Annotated in this window: 13 protein-coding genes and 3 pseudogenes; 9 read left to right on the plus strand and 7 right to left on the minus strand. The window is 67.2% G+C overall.

All coding sequences use genetic code 11. The features are described from left to right. Window positions 1-110: 110 nt before the first annotated feature. Window positions 111-1,130 carry a hypothetical protein gene (locus ACTWO6_RS05925; protein WP_446218642.1) on the plus strand — a complete coding sequence of 340 codons (1,020 nt, stop codon included), beginning with the start codon at window positions 111-113 and terminating at the stop codon, window positions 1,128-1,130. Between the two features lie 20 nt (window positions 1,131-1,150). Here the strand turns inward: ACTWO6_RS05925 and ACTWO6_RS05930 are convergent, their stop codons facing one another. Next, complete coding sequence (locus ACTWO6_RS05930) at window positions 1,151-1,435, minus strand: hypothetical protein (protein ID WP_446218643.1); 285 nt, start codon at window positions 1,433-1,435, stop codon at window positions 1,151-1,153. A 155-nt stretch (window positions 1,436-1,590) separates the two neighbouring features. Between ACTWO6_RS05930 and ACTWO6_RS05935 the strand changes: the two genes are divergently transcribed. Continuing rightward, complete coding sequence (locus ACTWO6_RS05935) at window positions 1,591-2,358, plus strand: sterol desaturase family protein (RefSeq protein ID WP_446218644.1); 768 nt, start codon at window positions 1,591-1,593, stop codon at window positions 2,356-2,358. Window positions 2,359-2,387: 29 nt separating this feature from the next. On the opposite strand, the gene ACTWO6_RS05940 is transcribed toward ACTWO6_RS05935, so the two are convergent. Continuing rightward, window positions 2,388-2,519 (minus strand): hypothetical protein, encoded by a 132-nt coding sequence (locus ACTWO6_RS05940; protein ID WP_446218645.1) that lies wholly within the window; start codon window positions 2,517-2,519, stop codon window positions 2,388-2,390. Between the two features lie 106 nt (window positions 2,520-2,625). Between ACTWO6_RS05940 and ACTWO6_RS05945 the strand changes: the two genes are divergently transcribed. Continuing rightward, window positions 2,626-3,975 (plus strand): hypothetical protein, encoded by a 1,350-nt coding sequence (locus ACTWO6_RS05945; protein ID WP_446218646.1) that lies wholly within the window; start codon window positions 2,626-2,628, stop codon window positions 3,973-3,975. 76 nt (window positions 3,976-4,051) lie between these two features. Here the strand turns inward: ACTWO6_RS05945 and ACTWO6_RS05950 are convergent, their stop codons facing one another. Next, a complete protein-coding gene (locus ACTWO6_RS05950) occupies window positions 4,052-5,380 on the minus strand; it encodes a right-handed parallel beta-helix repeat-containing protein (RefSeq protein ID WP_446218647.1) in 1,329 nt (442 codons plus the stop codon). Between the two features lie 475 nt (window positions 5,381-5,855). Here ACTWO6_RS05950 and ACTWO6_RS05955 point away from each other — a divergent pair, with 475 nt between their 5' ends. Both ACTWO6_RS05955 and ACTWO6_RS05960 read left to right on the plus strand, forming a co-directional pair. After that, window positions 5,856-7,964, plus strand: coding sequence for an MMPL family transporter (locus tag ACTWO6_RS05955; protein WP_446218648.1), 2,109 nt, complete (start codon window positions 5,856-5,858; stop codon window positions 7,962-7,964). Window positions 7,965-8,279: 315 nt separating this feature from the next. Continuing rightward, window positions 8,280-8,513, plus strand: coding sequence for a hypothetical protein (locus ACTWO6_RS05960; protein WP_446218649.1), 234 nt, complete (start codon window positions 8,280-8,282; stop codon window positions 8,511-8,513). Window positions 8,514-9,637: 1,124 nt separating this feature from the next. On the opposite strand, the pseudogene ACTWO6_RS05965 reads toward ACTWO6_RS05960, so the two are convergent. From ACTWO6_RS05965 to ACTWO6_RS05980, 4 genes and pseudogenes are all read right to left on the minus strand, one after another. Further along, a pseudogene (locus tag ACTWO6_RS05965) lies at window positions 9,638-9,937 on the minus strand (transposase family protein); the annotation flags it as partial. 92 nt (window positions 9,938-10,029) lie between these two features. After that, window positions 10,030-10,785 carry a hypothetical protein gene (locus tag ACTWO6_RS05970; protein ID WP_446218650.1) on the minus strand — a complete coding sequence of 252 codons (756 nt, stop codon included), beginning with the start codon at window positions 10,783-10,785 and terminating at the stop codon, window positions 10,030-10,032. Window positions 10,786-11,180: 395 nt separating this feature from the next. Then, complete coding sequence (locus ACTWO6_RS05975; protein WP_446218651.1) at window positions 11,181-11,504, minus strand: hypothetical protein; 324 nt, start codon at window positions 11,502-11,504, stop codon at window positions 11,181-11,183. 6 nt (window positions 11,505-11,510) lie between these two features. Next, window positions 11,511-12,065 (minus strand): DNA cytosine methyltransferase, encoded by a 555-nt coding sequence (locus ACTWO6_RS05980; RefSeq protein ID WP_446218652.1) that lies wholly within the window; start codon window positions 12,063-12,065, stop codon window positions 11,511-11,513. Window positions 12,066-13,101: 1,036 nt separating this feature from the next. On the opposite strand from ACTWO6_RS05980, the gene ACTWO6_RS05985 reads away from it, so the two are divergent. The 4 genes and pseudogenes from ACTWO6_RS05985 to ACTWO6_RS06000 all read left to right on the plus strand — a co-directional run bounded on the left by ACTWO6_RS05985 (window position 13,102) and on the right by ACTWO6_RS06000 (window position 17,641). Further along, window positions 13,102-14,712, plus strand: coding sequence for a protein kinase family protein (locus tag ACTWO6_RS05985; protein WP_446217566.1), 1,611 nt, complete (start codon window positions 13,102-13,104; stop codon window positions 14,710-14,712). A 108-nt stretch (window positions 14,713-14,820) separates the two neighbouring features. Next, a pseudogene (locus tag ACTWO6_RS05990) lies at window positions 14,821-14,982 on the plus strand (RNA polymerase sigma factor SigM); the annotation flags it as partial. Window positions 14,983-14,991: 9 nt separating this feature from the next. After that, window positions 14,992-15,163, plus strand: a pseudogene (locus ACTWO6_RS05995) (VOC family protein); the annotation flags it as partial. A gap of 918 nt (window positions 15,164-16,081) precedes the next feature. Further along, the gene (locus tag ACTWO6_RS06000) at window positions 16,082-17,641 is read left to right on the plus strand and encodes a P-loop ATPase, Sll1717 family (protein WP_446218653.1); all 1,560 of its coding nucleotides are present in this window, start codon (window positions 16,082-16,084) and stop codon (window positions 17,639-17,641) included. The last annotated feature ends 73 nt before the right edge of the window (window positions 17,642-17,714 follow it).

Below are 17,714 nucleotides of genomic sequence, written 5' to 3' on the forward strand. Positions count from 1 at the left end.
TCCCTCCGACCGGTGACCACACCCTCTGTCGCCCCGGACCGCGGCGGCCCACGCTGATGGTGCCCACCCGTCCGGCGCCCGGCGCGCCGGCGGCAGCGTCGGGAGGCATCATGACCGCGCAGCTCACCACCCGACCGGCAGCCCGCGTCGAAGACCGGCACCGGACTCTCGCCGCGACCCTCGCCGCCCTGGCGCTGGCGATGGCGACCACCTCGATCGTCGGCCCGCTCGGGCTGGACCTCATGCGGTACCGCACCTCGCCGACCACCCTCAACCAACTGCTCGGCAGCGACGCCGCCGCCCTCTTCGTCGTTGTCCCGCTGACCCTGGCCGCCGCCGTGCTCACCCTCCGCCGCCACCCGATCGCGCCGCCGCTGGCCACCGGCATTTCCGGGTACGCCCTCTACACGTATGCCCAGGTCGTCATCGGGCAGGAGTACCTGCGGCTGCCCGGCAACGTGGAGCGGTTCTTCCCGCTGCTGCTGGCGGTCTTCCTGCTCGCGGAGGCGGTGTTGGTGCTCGCCTGGAGGGCGCTTCCCTTGCGCCTGCCTTCGCCGTCCCGGCCGCTCGCCCGGGTTGCCGGGGTGACCTTGCTGGTGGTGGCGGCCTTCCTGGTGTTCGGGTTGCACCTGCGGTCGATGGCGACGGCCTGGTCGGACCCGGGGGCGATGATCGAGTACGCGTCGAGTCCGACGCCGTTCTGGATGGTCAAGCTGATGGACTTGGGGATCGTCGCGCCGGCTGCTGTCGTCGTGGGTGTTGGCGTGCTGCGGCGGGCGGGGTGGGCGCAGCGGGTGGCGTACGCGCTGCTCACCGGGTGGACGTGCCTGGCGGTGTCGGTGACCACGATGGGGGTCGTGATGGTCGTCAACGGGGATCCGGATGCGTCGCCGGTGCTGGTGGGTGGGTTCGGGGTGGTCGCGGTGGCGCTGGGTTTGCTGACCGTGACGTTCTACCGGTCGCTTGTGCTGCGGCGGCGGGCTTCCGCTAGCCCGATGTGTTGGTGCGCGCCGGACGTTCCCCGTGACCTGGTCCTCGGCCGGGTCGAGGCACCGCAGAGCACCCCGCTGCCGGGCCGGATCGCTGGAGTTAGTGGCTCGCCTGCCCGTCCGCGTGTCGCTCGACGGTGAATGCCTGAAGGACCTGAGGCCTACTCCACCCACCACCAGCCGTCGCCGAGCTCGCGAACGGGTGAACCCATGTCTCCCATGGCGGTGGCGAGGAGCGTGTCGGGACGGGGCGGTGTGGGATAGAAGGCGAAGCCGACGCCACTCTCCCCGCGCCAGTTCTGCCATGCCGTCAGGTAGAGCGCGCAGTTCGTCAGCGCTTCGCTCGCTGGATCGCGGCCGTCACACCGTCGGTGCCCGGGTTCGGGTTCTTCGCCCTGGTCTTCGTGACGCTGACCACCGCGCTGTACCGCCCACTGTTCCGTCAAGGGGGCAGCGAGCAACGCTGACGGGGCAACCCTCCGCGCTGTCCTGCGTGACCCGCCAAATGCCGGAATAGTCGGTCTGGTGCCTGTTCGCGGTGGGGAGGGAAACCCCGGGAGCTGTGTTCTACCGGGCGGTTTTCCTGCGAATACTCGGTGGCATGGATGCCGTCCTCGACTGGGCGTGGCGACTCGACGTCGGCCAGGTCGCCGGCCTCGCCCTGCTGGAGAACGTCCTCCTCTTCCTCATCGCCGTCGGCGTCGGCAACGCCGTGCTGCGGCTGTCGACGGTCGTACGGCTGTTGCCCGATCCCGGCCGGATCAGCCGCCTGCAGGTCTGGCTCGCCGGCGGGGCGATCCTGATGAACGCCCTGGTCACGGTCGCCGGCTGGGGGCTGTGGAAGGCGGGGATCATCCACCTGAACACGGACCCAGGCCTTCGGATCCTCACCGATTTCGTCCTGCTGCTCCTGCTGATGGACCTGTTGATGTACGCCGGCCACGCGGTCGCGCACCGGCCCCGGCTCTTCCCGCTCGCCCACGCGCTGCACCACCGCTTCGTCGACGCCCGGCCGGCCACGCTGTACGCGCTGCACCCGTTGGAGATCCTCGGGTTCGGCGGGCTCTGGCTGGCCGCGCTCGCGACGCACGCGTTCTCGGTATGGGCGATCCTCGCCTACACCGCCGTGAACCTCATCTTCGGGATCCTCGGCCACCTCGGCGTGGAGGTGCTTCCGCCGGCGACGCGGCGCAGCCGGGTGTTCCGCTGGGTCGCCACCCCGACCCTGCACGCGGGGCACCACGTCGAGCCGTCGGTCAACCTCGGCTTCTACACGTCGATCTGGGACCGGCTCTTCGGCACGCTCGCCCCCGACTACGACCAGCGCCGCCTGTCGGCCGAGCCCGAGCCGTACGCCCTGGTGGCGTGACCCGGGCGCGCGCTGCCCGTGCTGTCCGGTCACGACACGCTGAAGTCCGGCACGGTGATCTCGCCGCCCGGGCCGAGGGGAAAGCCCGGGTTGTAGGCGATCTCCCAGACGTGGCCGTCCGGGTCGTGCACTGCGCCATCAACGCAACGTACCGCCGTCACCGCGCCCACCGGCCCCGTCCCGCCCGCCGGTCGCTCGCCGGAGTGGCAGCCCGCTTCCGTGGGTACGCGACCAGTGACCGATTCGGTCCAACGAGGAGGTGAGGGCGTGTCCTGGCCGGGCCTGAGGGGTTATACCCCACGCCATGCCGAATCATCTTCACGGGAGGCGGCCTCGGTGACGGAGGTGGAACGGACCGGTTCGGGTTGGCGTGCCCGCTGGGCCACCCGCGAGAACAAGCGGCGGCGGCACGCCTACGAGGACGCCGTCGAGGCCTGGTGCCTGCGCGGGGTTCGACTGCTACGCCTGCGAGCCGCAGCCGAGGAGTTGCCGGTCGAAACGGCGACCGGTCTGCCGGTGGACCTGGCCGACGGGGAGGCCGTCCTCGTCGTGCAGCCGAAGGCGGAACTGATCGAAGTCGATGAAGGTCGGAACGCGGACCTGCCCGTACCCGAACTCGCCGTCATCCCCGTCCGGCCGACAAACCGGGAGCACCGGTTACCCGAGGGCGTGCGAGCGACCGACGCCGGCACCGCCGTGGTCACCGACCGTCGCCTGATCCTCCTCGGCCGTGAGGACCACCGTGAGTGGCCGTACGCGCGGGTGAGCGACATCGCGCACCACCCCGCGGCGCCGATCACGCTGCTGCACACCATCGGCGGTCGGCCGCTTGCCGGCCTCCGCGTCCCCCTGGCCGCCGCGACCCGCTTCCGGCTGAGACTGACCATGGCGTACGCCGATTTCATCGGTCAGCGCCGCCTGGTCCTCGCCCGGCTCGACGAGGCGGTGGCCGCCAACCGGCGGTCACGGCCGCCGGTGCCGGTGGTCGCCACGGCGGAGCAGGCGCCGGCCAGGGTCCGGCTCGCCCACCCTGCGATCATTGCGGCCGCCGTCGCGCTCATCGCCCTGCCGGCGTACGCCATGACGGTCGACTCGAGCGGACCGGACCGGGGCGCCTTCGATGGCGGCGATGCTGGCGCACCGCTGCGCACCGCGCTTCCGGAACCCGGGACGGAGCCCAGTAACGCCCCCACCACCGATCCGCCTGCGCCCAGCACGACCATCCCCCGCGCAGCGGATCCCGAGGTCACCACCGATGCGCCGACCCCCCGTCCGGTCGGCCCGGACGCGGCCCAGCCGATCCCCACCCCTGGCTCCGTCGAGCCGGCACCGGCCACTGCCGCCTCCCCGGTCGTGCCGATCCCTGTGCCGGCGGACCGGTGCGGGGCGCCGGAGAACCGGTACGGCTACAACTACTGCGGCGGCTCTCTCGTCCATGATCCCGCCCCCGACGTGTGCAGCTACTTTGTCTGCGTCGAGGGCTTCTGGGAGGGCAGGGGTTACCTGACCGTGTGCGAGGACGGCAGGGTCGGCATGGTGGGCGGCAGGACCGGGACCTGCCCGGAGCGCGCCGGCCGGAAAGAGCCGGTGTACGTGTATCAACCAGTTACGGGCTGACCGCTCGCCCTACCGGACGCCGATTTGTCGACACGAGCGCGGGCGGCCCGTACGAGTCGGACCGCCCGCGCCGGCGTCAGGATGCGGCACCGCAGATGGCGCCGGCCGGCTTGTCGGTAGCGCACTGGTTCCCGGTCCAGTCGTTGGCCAGGTCGATCACGCCGTCGACGGTGGTAAAGCTCTGCTCCCAGGCGTCCAACTGTCCATTGCCGAGCATCTGGTTCGACTCGATGATGTTGCCGGTGGTGTTCGGCCCGGTCCTGATGCCGTAAAGGCCATTGCGGTCCGAAATGTTGGCCCGAATCACGTTTCCGTTGTTGCCGTCGAGCACGACGATCCCGCTGGCCCCGTTGTCAGTGATCACGTTGCCGGAGATCTCCATACCTGTCACCTTGGCCTGCGCGACGATGACGATCCCCACACCTCGGTTACCGGTGATCGTGTTGCCAGTGATGACCGCAGCCGTCGTCGGCTCCGGAACCGCCAGCGTCGGTGTGTCGAAGAAGATTTCGCCCAGGCTCCCACCGGTCATGACGTTGGTGGTCAGCTCGAGTCCGACATTCCCCCCGCGCACGTAGATCCCCCGACCGCCGGCCTCGACCGTGTTCTGGTCGATCCGGGTTGCGGTGGTGTTCTCCACCCGGTAGCTGTAAGAGTCGCCCCGGGACGCGTTGTGGTCCAGCGTGACCCGCTCGGTACCGGCGTACCCCCACCCGATCTCGTACGCGAGGGACTCCGACCGGAAGGTCTGGTTGTGGTCGACCCTCGCGCTCTTCAGCAGCTGCCGCTGGTTGGCCAGTCCATACTTGTTCTCCCGCAGGCAGTTGTGATGGGCGCGGGACTGGGTGGCTCCGTTGCTGCCCAACTCGATACCCAACGTGTTCTTCCGGACCAGGTTGTGGTGGATCTGGTAGCCCGAGTAGTCGGAGCTCGCGGCAACGGCCGGGATGTACATCGTGTAGCCGTCGACCAAGGTCGGCGTGGGGCGGTCCAGGCCCTGGAGCACGAATCCCGCCAGCTCGACGTTGTCCGCCGACAGGCTGAACAGTGACCTCCACGACGAGTCCGGGGGCTCGACGATCGCCCAGCGAGTCGCGTCCAGGTCATCGAGCTGGCCCGGTGTGGGGTCGAAGCAGTCCACGGCCTCGACCTCGTCGAGCTGCCCCCGGATCGTCAGCGGCTTGTCGACGACGACCCATTCCCGGTATCTGCCCGGACAGACCTGGACCACTGCGCCGGGAGGCGCCTCGTGCACCGCCTCCGAGATCGACGTGTAGTCGGCGTCTGCGCACTGTGCCCGGTCGTCATCCACGACGACCTTCGGCTTGTCCGCGGCCGAGGCGTTGCCCGGCAGGATCGTCATCGCGCCCAGAGCGACCAGGCACGTGATGGCGGTTCTCTTCATTGCGGCCTTCCCTCGCATGTTCTCGCTGGCCGTGTCGGCTGCGCCGTCCGAGCGATCAGCTACGACTGGTGGACGGTGGATCGGGGCAGTGGGACACCCAGGGGAGGCATCCCCGGCCGGTCCCGCGGTGTGAAGGGTGGCTGGAACAGGTGCTATGGCTCATCGTTGAAGGGCCGTGCACTCTGGGTCAACGTCTGAACGATGGCCTTGGCTGCCGGATCAGCCCGTGCGGGTCGCCGGACGGCTCCTGACACCTATCCGAGGGCGCTCAACGCAACAAGCCTTCGCACCCTCGTGCGTCCGAAAAGGATTGCCGGTCGAAGGTAGGATGCACAGGGGGTAGCGGAGGCTGCCCGGGGGGGTGACGGGCGGGCGCCCAAAGGCGCTCCAGGCCCCAGACGTCGGTTGTGCCGAACAAACGGGGGAGACCATGTTCGAGCGGCTGGGCAGATTCGTTGTACGCAGGGCGTGGTGGGTGATTGTCGGCTGGGTGCTCGCGGCAGCAGCCATCGTCCTCGCCACACCGTCGCTGGCCGACATCACCTCCGCCGATCAGGGCAGCTTCCTGCCCCGCTCGTACGAGTCGGTGCAGGCCATTGAACTCGCTAAAAGGGCGTTTCCGCAGCAGGCCACAGCGACAGCGACCATCGTGGTCAAGCGCGCCGACGGGCAGTCGCTCACGCCGGCCGACGAGGCGAGGGTGGGCCAGCTCGCCCAGTCGCTCAAGGCGAAGAACATCTCGCGCACGTCCGGCTACCTGACCGGCCCGCAGGCGGTGGCGCCGGACAAGTCGGTGCAGGTGGTGAACGTCGGGCTCGATGCGGTCACCCCGGACGACCCGGCGCTGCTCGACGCCGTACGCGACCTGCGGGCGGCCATCGGCCCGGAGCTGGCGGGCAGCGGACTGACCGCGGGCGTGGCCGGCGATGTAGCGAGCTTCGTCGACAACGAGGACACCTTCAACAAGGCTTTTGCCGTGGTCGGCATCGCGACGATCATCCTGATCATCGGACTGATCCTGATCATCTTCCGCAGCCCCATCGCCGCGCTGCTGCCCGTGGTGGTCATCGGCGTTGTCATGGCCGTCACGAGCGGGCTTGTCGCCGCGGCGGGCGAGGCGTTCGATCTCAACGTGAGTCAGGATCTGCAGACGGTGCTGCTGATCGTGCTGTTCGGCATCGGCACCGACTACATCCTGTTCCTGCTCTTCCGCTATCGCGAGCGGCTGCGTGCCGGTGACGACAAGCGCACCGCGATGATGGTCTCCGTCGAGCGGGTCGGCGAGGTCATCACGTCGGCCGCGGGAGCGGTTATCGTCGCGTTCCTCGTGCTGCTCCTGGCTTCCCTGGGCTTCTTCGGCTCGCTCGGCCCGGCGCTCGCGATCGCCGTCGGCGTCATGCTGGTCACCTCGCTCACGCTCATCCCGGCGGTCGTCTCGTTGCTCGGCCGGTACGTCTTCTGGCCGTCCAAGGCGTGGCAGCGTGCCCCCAAGGCCACCGTGGCGCGCCGTCTCGGGACCGCCATCGGGCGCCGGCCGGCGCTCGTCGCGGCCGCATCCGGCGCCCTGCTGGTCGCGCTCGCCGCGGGCGTGTTGAGCTACAAGGCCGACTACGACTTCAGCGCCGGCTTCCCGCAGGACACCGAGTCGGCGAAGGCCGCCGCGGACCTGCAGCGCGGGTTCGCCGCCGGGGCGCTCGCCCCGACCGAGGTCTACCTGACCACCGGCAACGGGTCGCCGCTGACCGAGCGACAGGTCAGCGACTTCGCGGCGGTCGCGGCGGGCGCCCCGGGAGTGGGCCGGGCACAGCCCCCGGAGCGCAGCAACGACCCGAGTGTCGCCCGGGTCAACCTTTTGCTCAACGAAAACCCGGTCTCCAACGAGGCGATCACGCTCGTCCGCGACGACCTGCGCGACGCCCTGCACGCGGCAGCCCCGCCCGGCACCCGGGCGGTGGTCGGCGGACCCACCGCGATCTTCGCGGACATCAACTCGGCGAACAACCGCGACCTGTCGGTGATCCTGCCGGTGGCGGCCGGCCTGATCGCGCTCATCCTCGCGCTGCTGTTGCGCAGCCTGGTCGCGCCGATCTACCTCGTGATTGCGGTGCTGCTCAACTTCGCCGCCACGCTTGGCGCCACGGTCTATCTCTTCCAAGGGCTGCAGGACAAGCCCGGGATCACCTTCCAGCTGCCGATCATCCTCTACCTCTTCGTGGTGGCGATCGGGACCGACTACAACATCCTGATGATCGCCCGGCTGCGTGAGGAGGCCCGTGAGGGCAACGAGCCGCACGAGGCCGCCGCTATCGGAGTGGAACACGCCGGCCCGACGGTCGCGGCGGCCGGGCTGATCCTCGCCGGGACGTTCGGGGTGCTGATGCTCGCGCCGATCTCGTTCCTGCAGCAGATGGGCTTCGCGGTGGCGATCGGCATCGTGCTGTCGGCGTTCGTCATGTCGATGTTCTTCGTCCCCGCCCTGACCGCTCTGATCGGGCACCGGGCGTGGTGGCCGGGCCACGGCGACGAGCGGCCGGCCAGCGGGCGGCACGTCCCGCCGGAGCCGGCGAGCGTGGCGAACGCGTAGCGGGCGGCGCGGCCACCACCATATTTCGCTATTTCGCCGGCGGCGACGGCGGATGGCTGGGATGGCATCAATCAGCGGGATGAGTTGGGTGAAGTCGTGCCGGTGGCCGCCGGTCAGCGTGACCGCGAGGGGATGCCGCCGGCGTTGGTGCGGGCCAGCGGAACCGGCGGGTACGCGGCGGGATCAATGTGTCGGGCGCGCCGGAGGAGCTCTACCCCACGCCCTGCCGCATCTTCGCGGGCCCCGGTGACGGAGCTGCTACGCCTGCGAGCCGCGGCCGAGTAGATTCCGGCCGAATCGCCGGAAGGTCTGCCCGTGGACCTGGCCGACGGCGAGGTCGTCGTCGCCGTCCAGCCGGCGGCGGAACTGGTCGAGGTCGAGGCCGGCCGCCATGTCGACCTCCCCATACCCGAACTCGCCGTCGTTCCCGTCCGGCGGACGAAGCGGGCCCGCCGGTTGCCGCACGGCATCCGGGTGGCCGACGCCGGTACGGCGGTGATCACCGATCGCCGGCTCATCCTCCGAGGACGCGAAAACGATTGCGAGTAGACGTTCATGCTGCTGAGCGGCCTCGCGCACTACCCGACGGCACCCATCACGATGTTGCACACCGTCGACGGTCGGCCGCTGGCCGGCCTCCGCGTACCCCTGGATGACGCGTCCCGCTTCCGACTGAGGCTGACCATGGCGTACGCGGATTTCATCGGTCAGCGCCGCCTCGTGCTCGCCCGGCTCGACGAGGCGGTGGCCGCCAACCGGCGATCGCGGCCCCCGGTGCCGCTGGTGGCCATGGCGGAGCAGGCGCCGGCGAGAGCTCGCCTCGCCCACCCCGCGATCGTTGCGGCCGCCGTCGCGCTCATCGCCCTGCCGGCGTACGCCATGATGGTCGGCTGGCGCGGACCGGACGGCCCACGCGGCGCCTTCGATGGCGGCGACGGCGCACCCCTCCGTACGGCGCTTCCGGCACCCGAAACCGGGACGCCACCCAGTCACGCCCCCACCACCGCTTCACCGGCACCCGCGACGACCACTCCCGGCAGCGCCTCCGGTGCGCCGCCGCTTCGTCCGGTCGACCCAGACGCGCCCCGCGGGTCGGCTCCGACTCCCCGCCGCGTTCCGGAGTTCACGCCACCACCGAAGGCCGGTCCGGGCACGGTCCGCCCGGCCCCCGGCTCGCCGGGCGTGCCGATGCCGATACCCGCGGACCGGTGCGGGCCCCGGAGAATCCATACGGCTACAACTACTGCGGCGGTGAGCTCGTCCACGAGCCGGCCGTCGTGGTATGCAGCTACTTCACTTGTGTGGACGGCTTCTAGGCGGGTGAGGTTTACATGACCGTGTGCCAGGACGGCAGAGTGGGCATGGTGGGCGGCAGAACCGGCAGGTGCCCGGAGCGCGCCGGCAGGAAAGAGCCCCTGTACGTGTATCAGCCCGCCGCAGGTTGACCGCTCGCCCTGCCGCCCGTGGACGATGAGCGCAGGTGGCGATGAGCGTCGCGGTCGCACCCTTGTATTGAGCGGCTGACTTCGCGTACCGGGGTGCGGCGCCGTCCGTACCGCTGCGGTACGGCCGATGCCCGTGAGCACTCCCGCGGGCGTCGCCCGCCGGGTTCTTGCGACTCCGCCGGTATCCGCTCGACCGGCGCGGCCGCGACCGGCCGGAATGCTGGCCGCGCCGTCTACGATTGCGATCTGGTCGACCGGGCGCCTGCGCACCGGGGCCAGGGCCAGTAGCGGGCCCCTGGTTTCGATGACCCAGCGGGCGGCGGAGTGCGAGACGCCGAACAGCCGACCGATCTGGCGCAGGGTCAGGTTGGCGCGCCAATAAACGCCGCCAGCAGCACCCGGTCGGGCAGGTCAAAGGCCCACTGCCAGCCCGGCCGGCCGTCAGCGATGGCGTGGCCGCCACGCTCGGCTACCAGGCGGACCAGCGGACGGCACGGGGCGGCCCTACAGACCGGTGAACGGGAAGATCTACTCCGGCCGGGCTGGGGAGATCACCTGCACCACGACATCTTCGGTGATCGTCCTCAGCCGACAGCGACGGGTTACGAGAGATCCCTTAGTTACGCATCCCCCGGTTTCTTATCAAGGGTCCACCGGGCATGGATAATGCATCTTGAAATGGGAATCCTCGTGAAGGTGATCTTAGCATCGCTTCGATCAAGCTTGAGAGTCAAGCAGGGTCCACGGCCATCGACGATGGGGATCGTTGGTCCATCGGGAGCGAACAGATTTCGATCCAAATCGAGGATAGGTCTCAGGAGACTCATAGGGATTTCCACCAATTGATAACGCCACTTTTCCCTATCAGGTAAAATCCGCAGTTGGATTAACCTGTCGACCTCCGTCATATAAGAAAGGATCTGTTGCTTCGCCTTCTCGGCGCGAGCCTGGGCCCCTCTGACATCCTGGATCCAGGCCGCCTCGGAGACCTTGCTAATATGCAGGAACTGCTCGCTCACATTCAATGCGGCGGTGCTCTTGATGGCAAATCTCTCGCCGTCGATGATCTCGTCAATGAAGCGGCGAGTGGCACCCATGGGGCCGTGAACCGATCTTCCGGCGGCAATGGATGCTGCCCGGACTGCGTCTTCGAGACCAACTCTATCTAGCTGCTTGCTGTGGGTGGCATGGTGTAGCTGGAGGCGCGCTTCGAACTCCTTAGCGAATGCCTCTGTTACCAGGTTGGATTGCGGATTCATCCAGGCATCGATAGGCAATAGAAAGGCTTCTGCAAACTTCAGCAGTTTATGTGCTTGGATGTCGTTTAGCCGGCTAACGATCTCAACCAGCCTGACCCGTGGATCCCCTGGCGCCACAAGAACCGTCCCTAGTCGCTTGCGTTGGTGACGCGACCTTACACGGCGCTCCTCTTCTTGCGGCGGGACGCCCGGTCCTCGTCGGCGTGGGCAGCCCGGCAAGCGGCACAGCGACAGTCGGTGCGGTACCGATAGTCGCTGCCATGCAGGCCACGTCCGCCTTCCTCCCGGTAGCGTGCAAGCAGCTCGACTTGGTACTGCCTGTTCGCAGCCCGGCATTCGGGGCAGCGACGGCGAAAGCTCCCATAGTTGGACAAAGTGCCGTGTCGCTGATCCCTCGGAATCGGCACTGGTCTTGAGGCGCGACGCGGAGCCCGTTCCCTGACAACCGTTTCGATGGCTGCTGCTCCAGCGAAGTCCTCATGCTCCATATCCGGACAACATGCCAGCCTGCCTCACAAAGCCGGCGGTCGGTGTCCGCATCTCTCAACTTGTTTTCCTGCAGCTTTTTCGCCCACCAGTCCGAGTTGGCCGTAGGCGTCGATCCATGCTGTGGGCAGCCATGCCAGAAGCAACCATCTATGAAGACAGCGACCTTTGGCTGTCACAAAGGCTAGGTCCACTCTTCGCCGCGTTCCGGGGACAACTTCGCTATGAATTCTGTAGCGAAGTCCCCTGCTATAAAGGAGTCGGCGTAGCTGCAGCTCCTGAGCCGTATCAAATGACTTCTGCTTTTTCATCCATGCAGAAACACCTGGCGAACTTGCGGGAGGCTTCATCGTCGGTCAGCCGCGAATGTCGTCGGGCCTGAGGTGAGTTCCTGGCATCACCAACTCATGCTTCTCGGGGCGAGAACCAGTGAGTATCCAGCTAACCAGGGCTGCCATCTGATAGCTGAAGAGGGGAGGAACTGCATCGCCGATATGGCGGTACATATTGCTGACGCTCTCTCGGAATTGGTAGAAAGCCGGGAACCCATTAAGTATCGCTAGCTCCCGAACGGGACAAAGGCGGTCTTGCTCGGGATGCGCGTATCGCCCGTTCCCAACATGCGAGCACTCCCGTTTGATGGTAGGGGCTGGTCGGTCCCAGATAGCCCGACACACATGTGTGGCCTTGGAGTCGACTTCAAAGCCGCGCCAGAGGTCGTCCATCGTCAGCAATGGGAGCTTGTTTCGTACGGCAAGAACTAAGGCCCGCTCCCGTTTTTGTGGGAGACCGAAGCGGTTTGGGAAGTGAGTCGAGAAGTGGATTTCGTAACCTAGGGAAGCGAGGTCGCCAGTAAGACCTGCGAGATGTTCCTGGAAGCGTCCCATTACCAGTTCGCGCGCGTTTTCCATCACGGCAACGTCCGGCCGCCAGTGGCGAACGAAAAGGGCTGTGCGACGGACGAGCCATTCCGCGGATCGTCTTGAAGATGATTTCTCGCGAGTGTTCTCGAGAAACCAGTACAAGGCGGACAGGCAATTAGAACTGTTGGGGGCTGCGTTAGGGTCATGAGATGAGCGACTTCATCGGGGCAAGCAACCGACAAGTCCACTTCTGCAGGATTGAATCCCATATTCGCGGCGTACGTCAAATTGCAGGACAAGCTGCCTTTGGGACTGCTCGGCTTTCCCAGTTGGGCATCAGCTGCGCCTGCCACATTGAACATGGGGTGGGCGTGAAAACCGGCGCTCGCGCCGCCCCTCCCGAGAAGAGGTCCACCACACTCGCAGTCACGGCAGTACCTACCCTGGGTGGCCGACGTGTCTGAGGATGGGCACGCGTAGCCGGGGACAGTCGAGGTTGGTGCGGGGCCCGGCAGGGCCTGGACGCTGAGCCGTGCGCCGTCGCCGATCACCCCGCCCGACGATGCCGACCGGCTCCGACCCGTAGGAGTAGGGGACGTCGAGGGGCCCGTATCGAAGTGGGCTGTGGCGCCCGGGCTGGGTTGACGGCCTGTACGCGTGCCGGATATCGATAATGAGCGAGGTCTCCGGTGCGGGTGCGTTGGTCCCATCGCAGCCTGATGATCACGATCCGGTAGAGGGTCTGGTGATCACGATCCGGTAGAGGGCCGCGTTGGCTTGGCGGTCGCCGTCGCGGTTGAGGCCCCGCCTTTGAGCCTGCCGGAGGACGACTCGACGGAGCTCATGCCGCACTGCGCGGCGTAGGCGGCCTCGTGCTGATGTTGCATGTGCCAGCAACGTGGCTGACAACGGTCGTAACCGGATCGGGCAGCCCGGGGCTGGTGCCCCACCGGCCGCGGCGGGAAGATGACATGTCGGAGAACCGGGCATCCCGGGTAAGGTCGCACACGACGGGTACGGCAGGTCCCGACGTGGGCGTCGGCACCGGTCTGCCGGTTCCTTCGAAGGCAGAGCGGGAAGCCACATGCCCAGCAGCACGGGTCCATCGATCGGCACGATCACCGAGGGAGGACGGGTGACCCAGGTCGGCGAGGGTCAGGAGGCGGAGGAGACTGCTCCGCCGGTCATGACCTTCGGTGCTCCCACGGCCGGTGAGATCCTTGCCGAGCGGTACGAGCTGGTCGAGCACATCAACAACGACAGCGCGGGCCGGCTGGTCTGGCGCGGGGTCGATGTCGTGCTGCGCCGTCCCGTCGCGGTGGTCCTCCGCTACCCGGGTGGCGACTCCGCCACCGAGATGCTTCAGGCCGCCGTCGCGGCCAGCCGGGTCATCCACCCCAACCTGGTCGGCGTCTACGACGCGATCGACGAGGCGGACCGGGCGTACGTGGTCCGCGAGTGGGTGGACGGCCAGTCCCTGCGCGACCTGGTCGCCGCCGACGGTCCGCTGGACCCGGCCCGGGCGACCGCCGTCGGCAACGCCGTCGCCAGCGCCCTCGCCGCCGTGCACGCGACCGGCATGGTGCACGGCAACGTCCACCCCGGCACCGTGATGATCAGCGACGACGGACGGGTGGTACTGGCCGACGCGCGGACCGACGGCGCGGACAGCCAGGAGAACGACATCCGGGCGGTCGGCGGGGTGCTCTACTTCGCCCTGACCGGGCACTGGCCGCACGGCGAGGCCCCGCTGCACGGCGCCACCGCCGGGCACGGCCGGGCCGCCATCCCGGACGCCGTACGCGACGCCGGTGGCGCGATCGCCGCCCCCCGTCAGGTCCGGGCCGGGGTGCCCGCCTACCTCGACGACCTGACCATGGACCTGCTCGACCCGGAGATCGCCCCGACCTCCTCGGACGTGCTCGCGGCCGAGCTGGGTCGGCTGGACATCCCCGCCGACGAGCACTTCCTGGCCCAGGCCGGCCCGCTGCGCTTCACGGCGGACCCCGAGGAGGAGCCGTCGCCGCTGGCCGCCGCCGGTGGTCGCAAGGTGGCCTTCGGCATCGCCGGGCTGCTCGCGGTGGCCCTGGTCGGCCTGCTCATCGGGATCAGCGCGCTGGGCGGCGACGACAAGGACCCGAAGACCGAGCCGGTGGCCCGCCCGTCCAGCAGCGCGGCGGCCGACCAGCCCACCCAGCCCGCCGCCACCGTGCGCAAGCTGGCCGTGGAGGACGTCCGGATCATCGACCCGGACAGCAAGAGCCGGGACGAGCTGAGCGACGCCGAGAAGGTGATCGACGGCAGCGAGGACGTGGGCTGGGAGACCGACACCTACAACGCGCCGAAGTTCGGCAACTTCAAGCGCGGCATGGGCGTCTGGATCGACCTCGGCTCCGAGCACACGGTCAAGTCGGTGAAGGCCGTCCTCTCCGCCAGCGGCGCCACCGCTCAGCTCTACACCGGCACCACCGACCCGGGCTCCAGCTCCTCCGGCGACAAGAAGCTCTACAACGAGTACGTGAAGTCGCCGATCGGTGCGGGCTTCGCGCCGGCCGAGGGCAGCACGCTGATCTTCAGCAACGGCTTCGACCCGGACAGGAAGTACCGCTACCTGCTCTTCTGGCTCACCGAGCTGCCCTCGAACGACCGGGGCTACAAGATCGGTGTCCAGGAGATCACCGTCCAGGGGTCGTGAACCGGCCGCCGCTGTCCGGGCACCACTCCCGCCGGACGTGGTGATGGACGGTCGCGGCGAGGAGCGGGCGGGCGCACCGGTGGCCGTACCGACGCGCGCCGATCGGGCCTGGTGCCGACCGACATCGACCTGCTTCGCGCCCACGTGGCCGGCGACCGGGACGCCTTCACCGAGCTGTTCCACCGGCACCGGGACCGGCTCTGGGCGGTGGCGCTCCGGACGCTGGGCGACCGCGAGGAGGCGGCGGACGCCCTCCAGGACGGCCCGCTTCGGGGGTGACTCCACATCGCCTTCGCCGCACCGCACCGCGCCGCCGTCCGGGCGTTCCACGCCGCCGCCGCTGAGGTGCTGCACGGGCCCCGGATGTGGCCGGAATACCACCCGACCTACTATGGCGCGTTCGTCCGCAGCCAACGTCGAGGCCGTCTGGCACGTCCCCCGAGTAGGTTGACGCTCGTACGCGATAACGACGAGGACGCCTGGCTGGACCGGTAACGCCTGTACCCCGCCGGGGACGACCTCGATCGGGTACGCGAAATGCTGCGGGAGCAGATCGCCCTGGGCATCGAGAACAATAGCGCGCTGGTGCCGCTCGGCTGCACGCAGCTCTTCCACATGGGGACCTGGACGACGTTCCGCTGATCTGGCGGGCCAAGGGGTCGAGTCGACATCCAGCTGCTCTGCGGCGCCGGGTGGGAGCGGACGACGGCGTACCTGACATCGGTGGGGACGGAGGAGGCCATGGCGGCGCTGGACTACCTGTCCCGGTACGACCCTGAGGAGCTCGGCGTGGCGGACTGGCGGCGCTACCACGTCCGGTACTACGTGGAGTAGCCCGACGAGGGCCCGGACGGGGAGCCGTGACGTGAGCCGTCACCCGTCGGTGGCCGGGCACGCCGCACCGCGTCAACCGCGACCTCCGCAGGTCCAGCCCAGCGGGCAGACCAGCGATGCTGCCGTGACCGTCGACGCGGCGGCGACCAGGGTCCCAGGCGAGCAGTCGCGGATGACCGTGAACCGGCGACAGCGGACGGGCCGGCCGCTGCGGTGATCAGGTGGTGAGCTGCGTGCCACCCGAGGCTTGCGCCGGCGTACCGCTCGCGGATGCCGGACCGCTTCCACCGTCCTCAGCTTGCCCCGCCGTGACCGCCTTCAACAGGGGAGCATCACACCGCGTGCCGGGATCTTGGTCCCCTGCCAGGGTGTGTCCTACTTGGAGCTGGTCCTACCCGGAGCAGCGAAACGCTCAGCCCGCCTGCCCGCTCAACCGCCCTTAATCACGACGAAAAGGACTCGGTACGCAGGATGCTGGACGGGCCTGCGGTGGCAGGTAGGTGGGGTTTTCGGCATCTGTTAGTACAAATGCGACATGGGACAGAACCAGCCTCCTAAAGTGACCTACGATGTGCGCATCGGCACCGTACGAAGCCAAGGAGGTCTGGTGGCCCCGACGTTCTCAGAACAGAAAATTCAGGCGCTTTTCGGTCACGAAGCGGCTGAGGATGAGGCGCCTGAGAGACTTCGTGAGTACTATTTCAAGTCGACGGTGTACGAGCAAGTAATTACGGATTTGCCGCTCCGAGTTCTCGTTGGGCACAAGGGCATGGGCAAGTCGGCCCTCTTTCAGATCGCGATCGCTGAGGACCGGGAGGCAAACCGTTTAACTCTCGTAGTTCAGCCGGATGATGTGATTGGTATAGCGACCGACACGAGCGACTTCCTTCAAACGATTCGTGCATGGAAGATCGGTTTGCAGGACCTTCTCGCCACCAAAGCCATTAACGGCCTGGGCTGGAAAGGAACCGATGAATGGCGTGAACGCCTTCGGGGTGCTGGCGGTAAATTAATAGATTTCCTCAGAAGGAGTCTCAGCAGCCCGGAACAATACTTCGATCTGACTCCAGCGAAGCAGCTACTTGCCGACTCATTCTTGCGTAGTAGTGAAATCTATGTGTATATAGATGACCTTGACCGAGGATGGCAAGGTCGGGCTCAGGATATTACGAGGATCTCGGCATTGCTAAATGCAGTAAGAGATATCGCTAACGAGAATCGCGGAATACGTTTTCGAATTTCGCTCCGGTCTGACGTGTACTTTCTTGTTCGAACCAGCGACGAATCGACGGACAAGATCGAAGGCTCTGTGGTGTGGCTCAGCTGGACGAATCACGAGATATTCGCCCTACTGGTGAAGAGGATCAACAGCTACCTTGGCGCTGGCGCCGATAGGCCGACCGAGAACCTTCTGTACTACAGCCAGCCGCGCCTTGCGAAGTTCCTTACACCATTCTTTGAGCCTAACTTTCGCGGCAAGGGGCTCTGGTCCAACGCGCCGACCTATCGGGTTCTTTTGTCATTAATTCGCAGCCGCCCGCGCGACCTTATCAAGCTTTGCACGCTCGCCGCCAGGGATGCGCGCTCTCGCGGATCGAACATAATACACACGACAAACCTTGAAAATGCTTTTGAAGACTACTCTCAGGGTCGAATTCAGGACACGGTTAATGAGTTCCGGGCAGAGCTACCCGATGTCGAACGTCTGTTGTTTGGAATGAAGCCGTCGAAGAGGGAGCGAACCGCCAAGCAGGGATACGTGTATGATACCGGACAACTATTACAGAAGATCAAGAACATCCAAGAGCAAGGTCAATTCAGATTCAAGGCGGGGCGCATAGCCGACCCGAAGGATCTGGCGGGGTTTCTCTATAAGATCAATTTTTTAACGGCTCGACGAGAAAGTGGAGATCTGATCTATCGCAAGTACTTCGAGCAATCGCGCTACCTGCAGAGCCGGTTTGCCGATTTCGGATTCGATTGGGAAGTGCATCCGGCATACAGATGGGCTCTGCAACCTGAAGACGTGGACAGCATCTACATTTCGCTGAGGCTCTCCACGGACGATTCTGGTTCCGGATCGAGGCAGATGTGATCCTGCGCCTCGTACCAGAAAGCTCGCCGATCTTGCCCGGCCCGCGCCTTGCCGATCCGCATAAGCGATAGAG

The organism is Micromonospora sp. IBHARD004, from assembly GCF_052814115.1.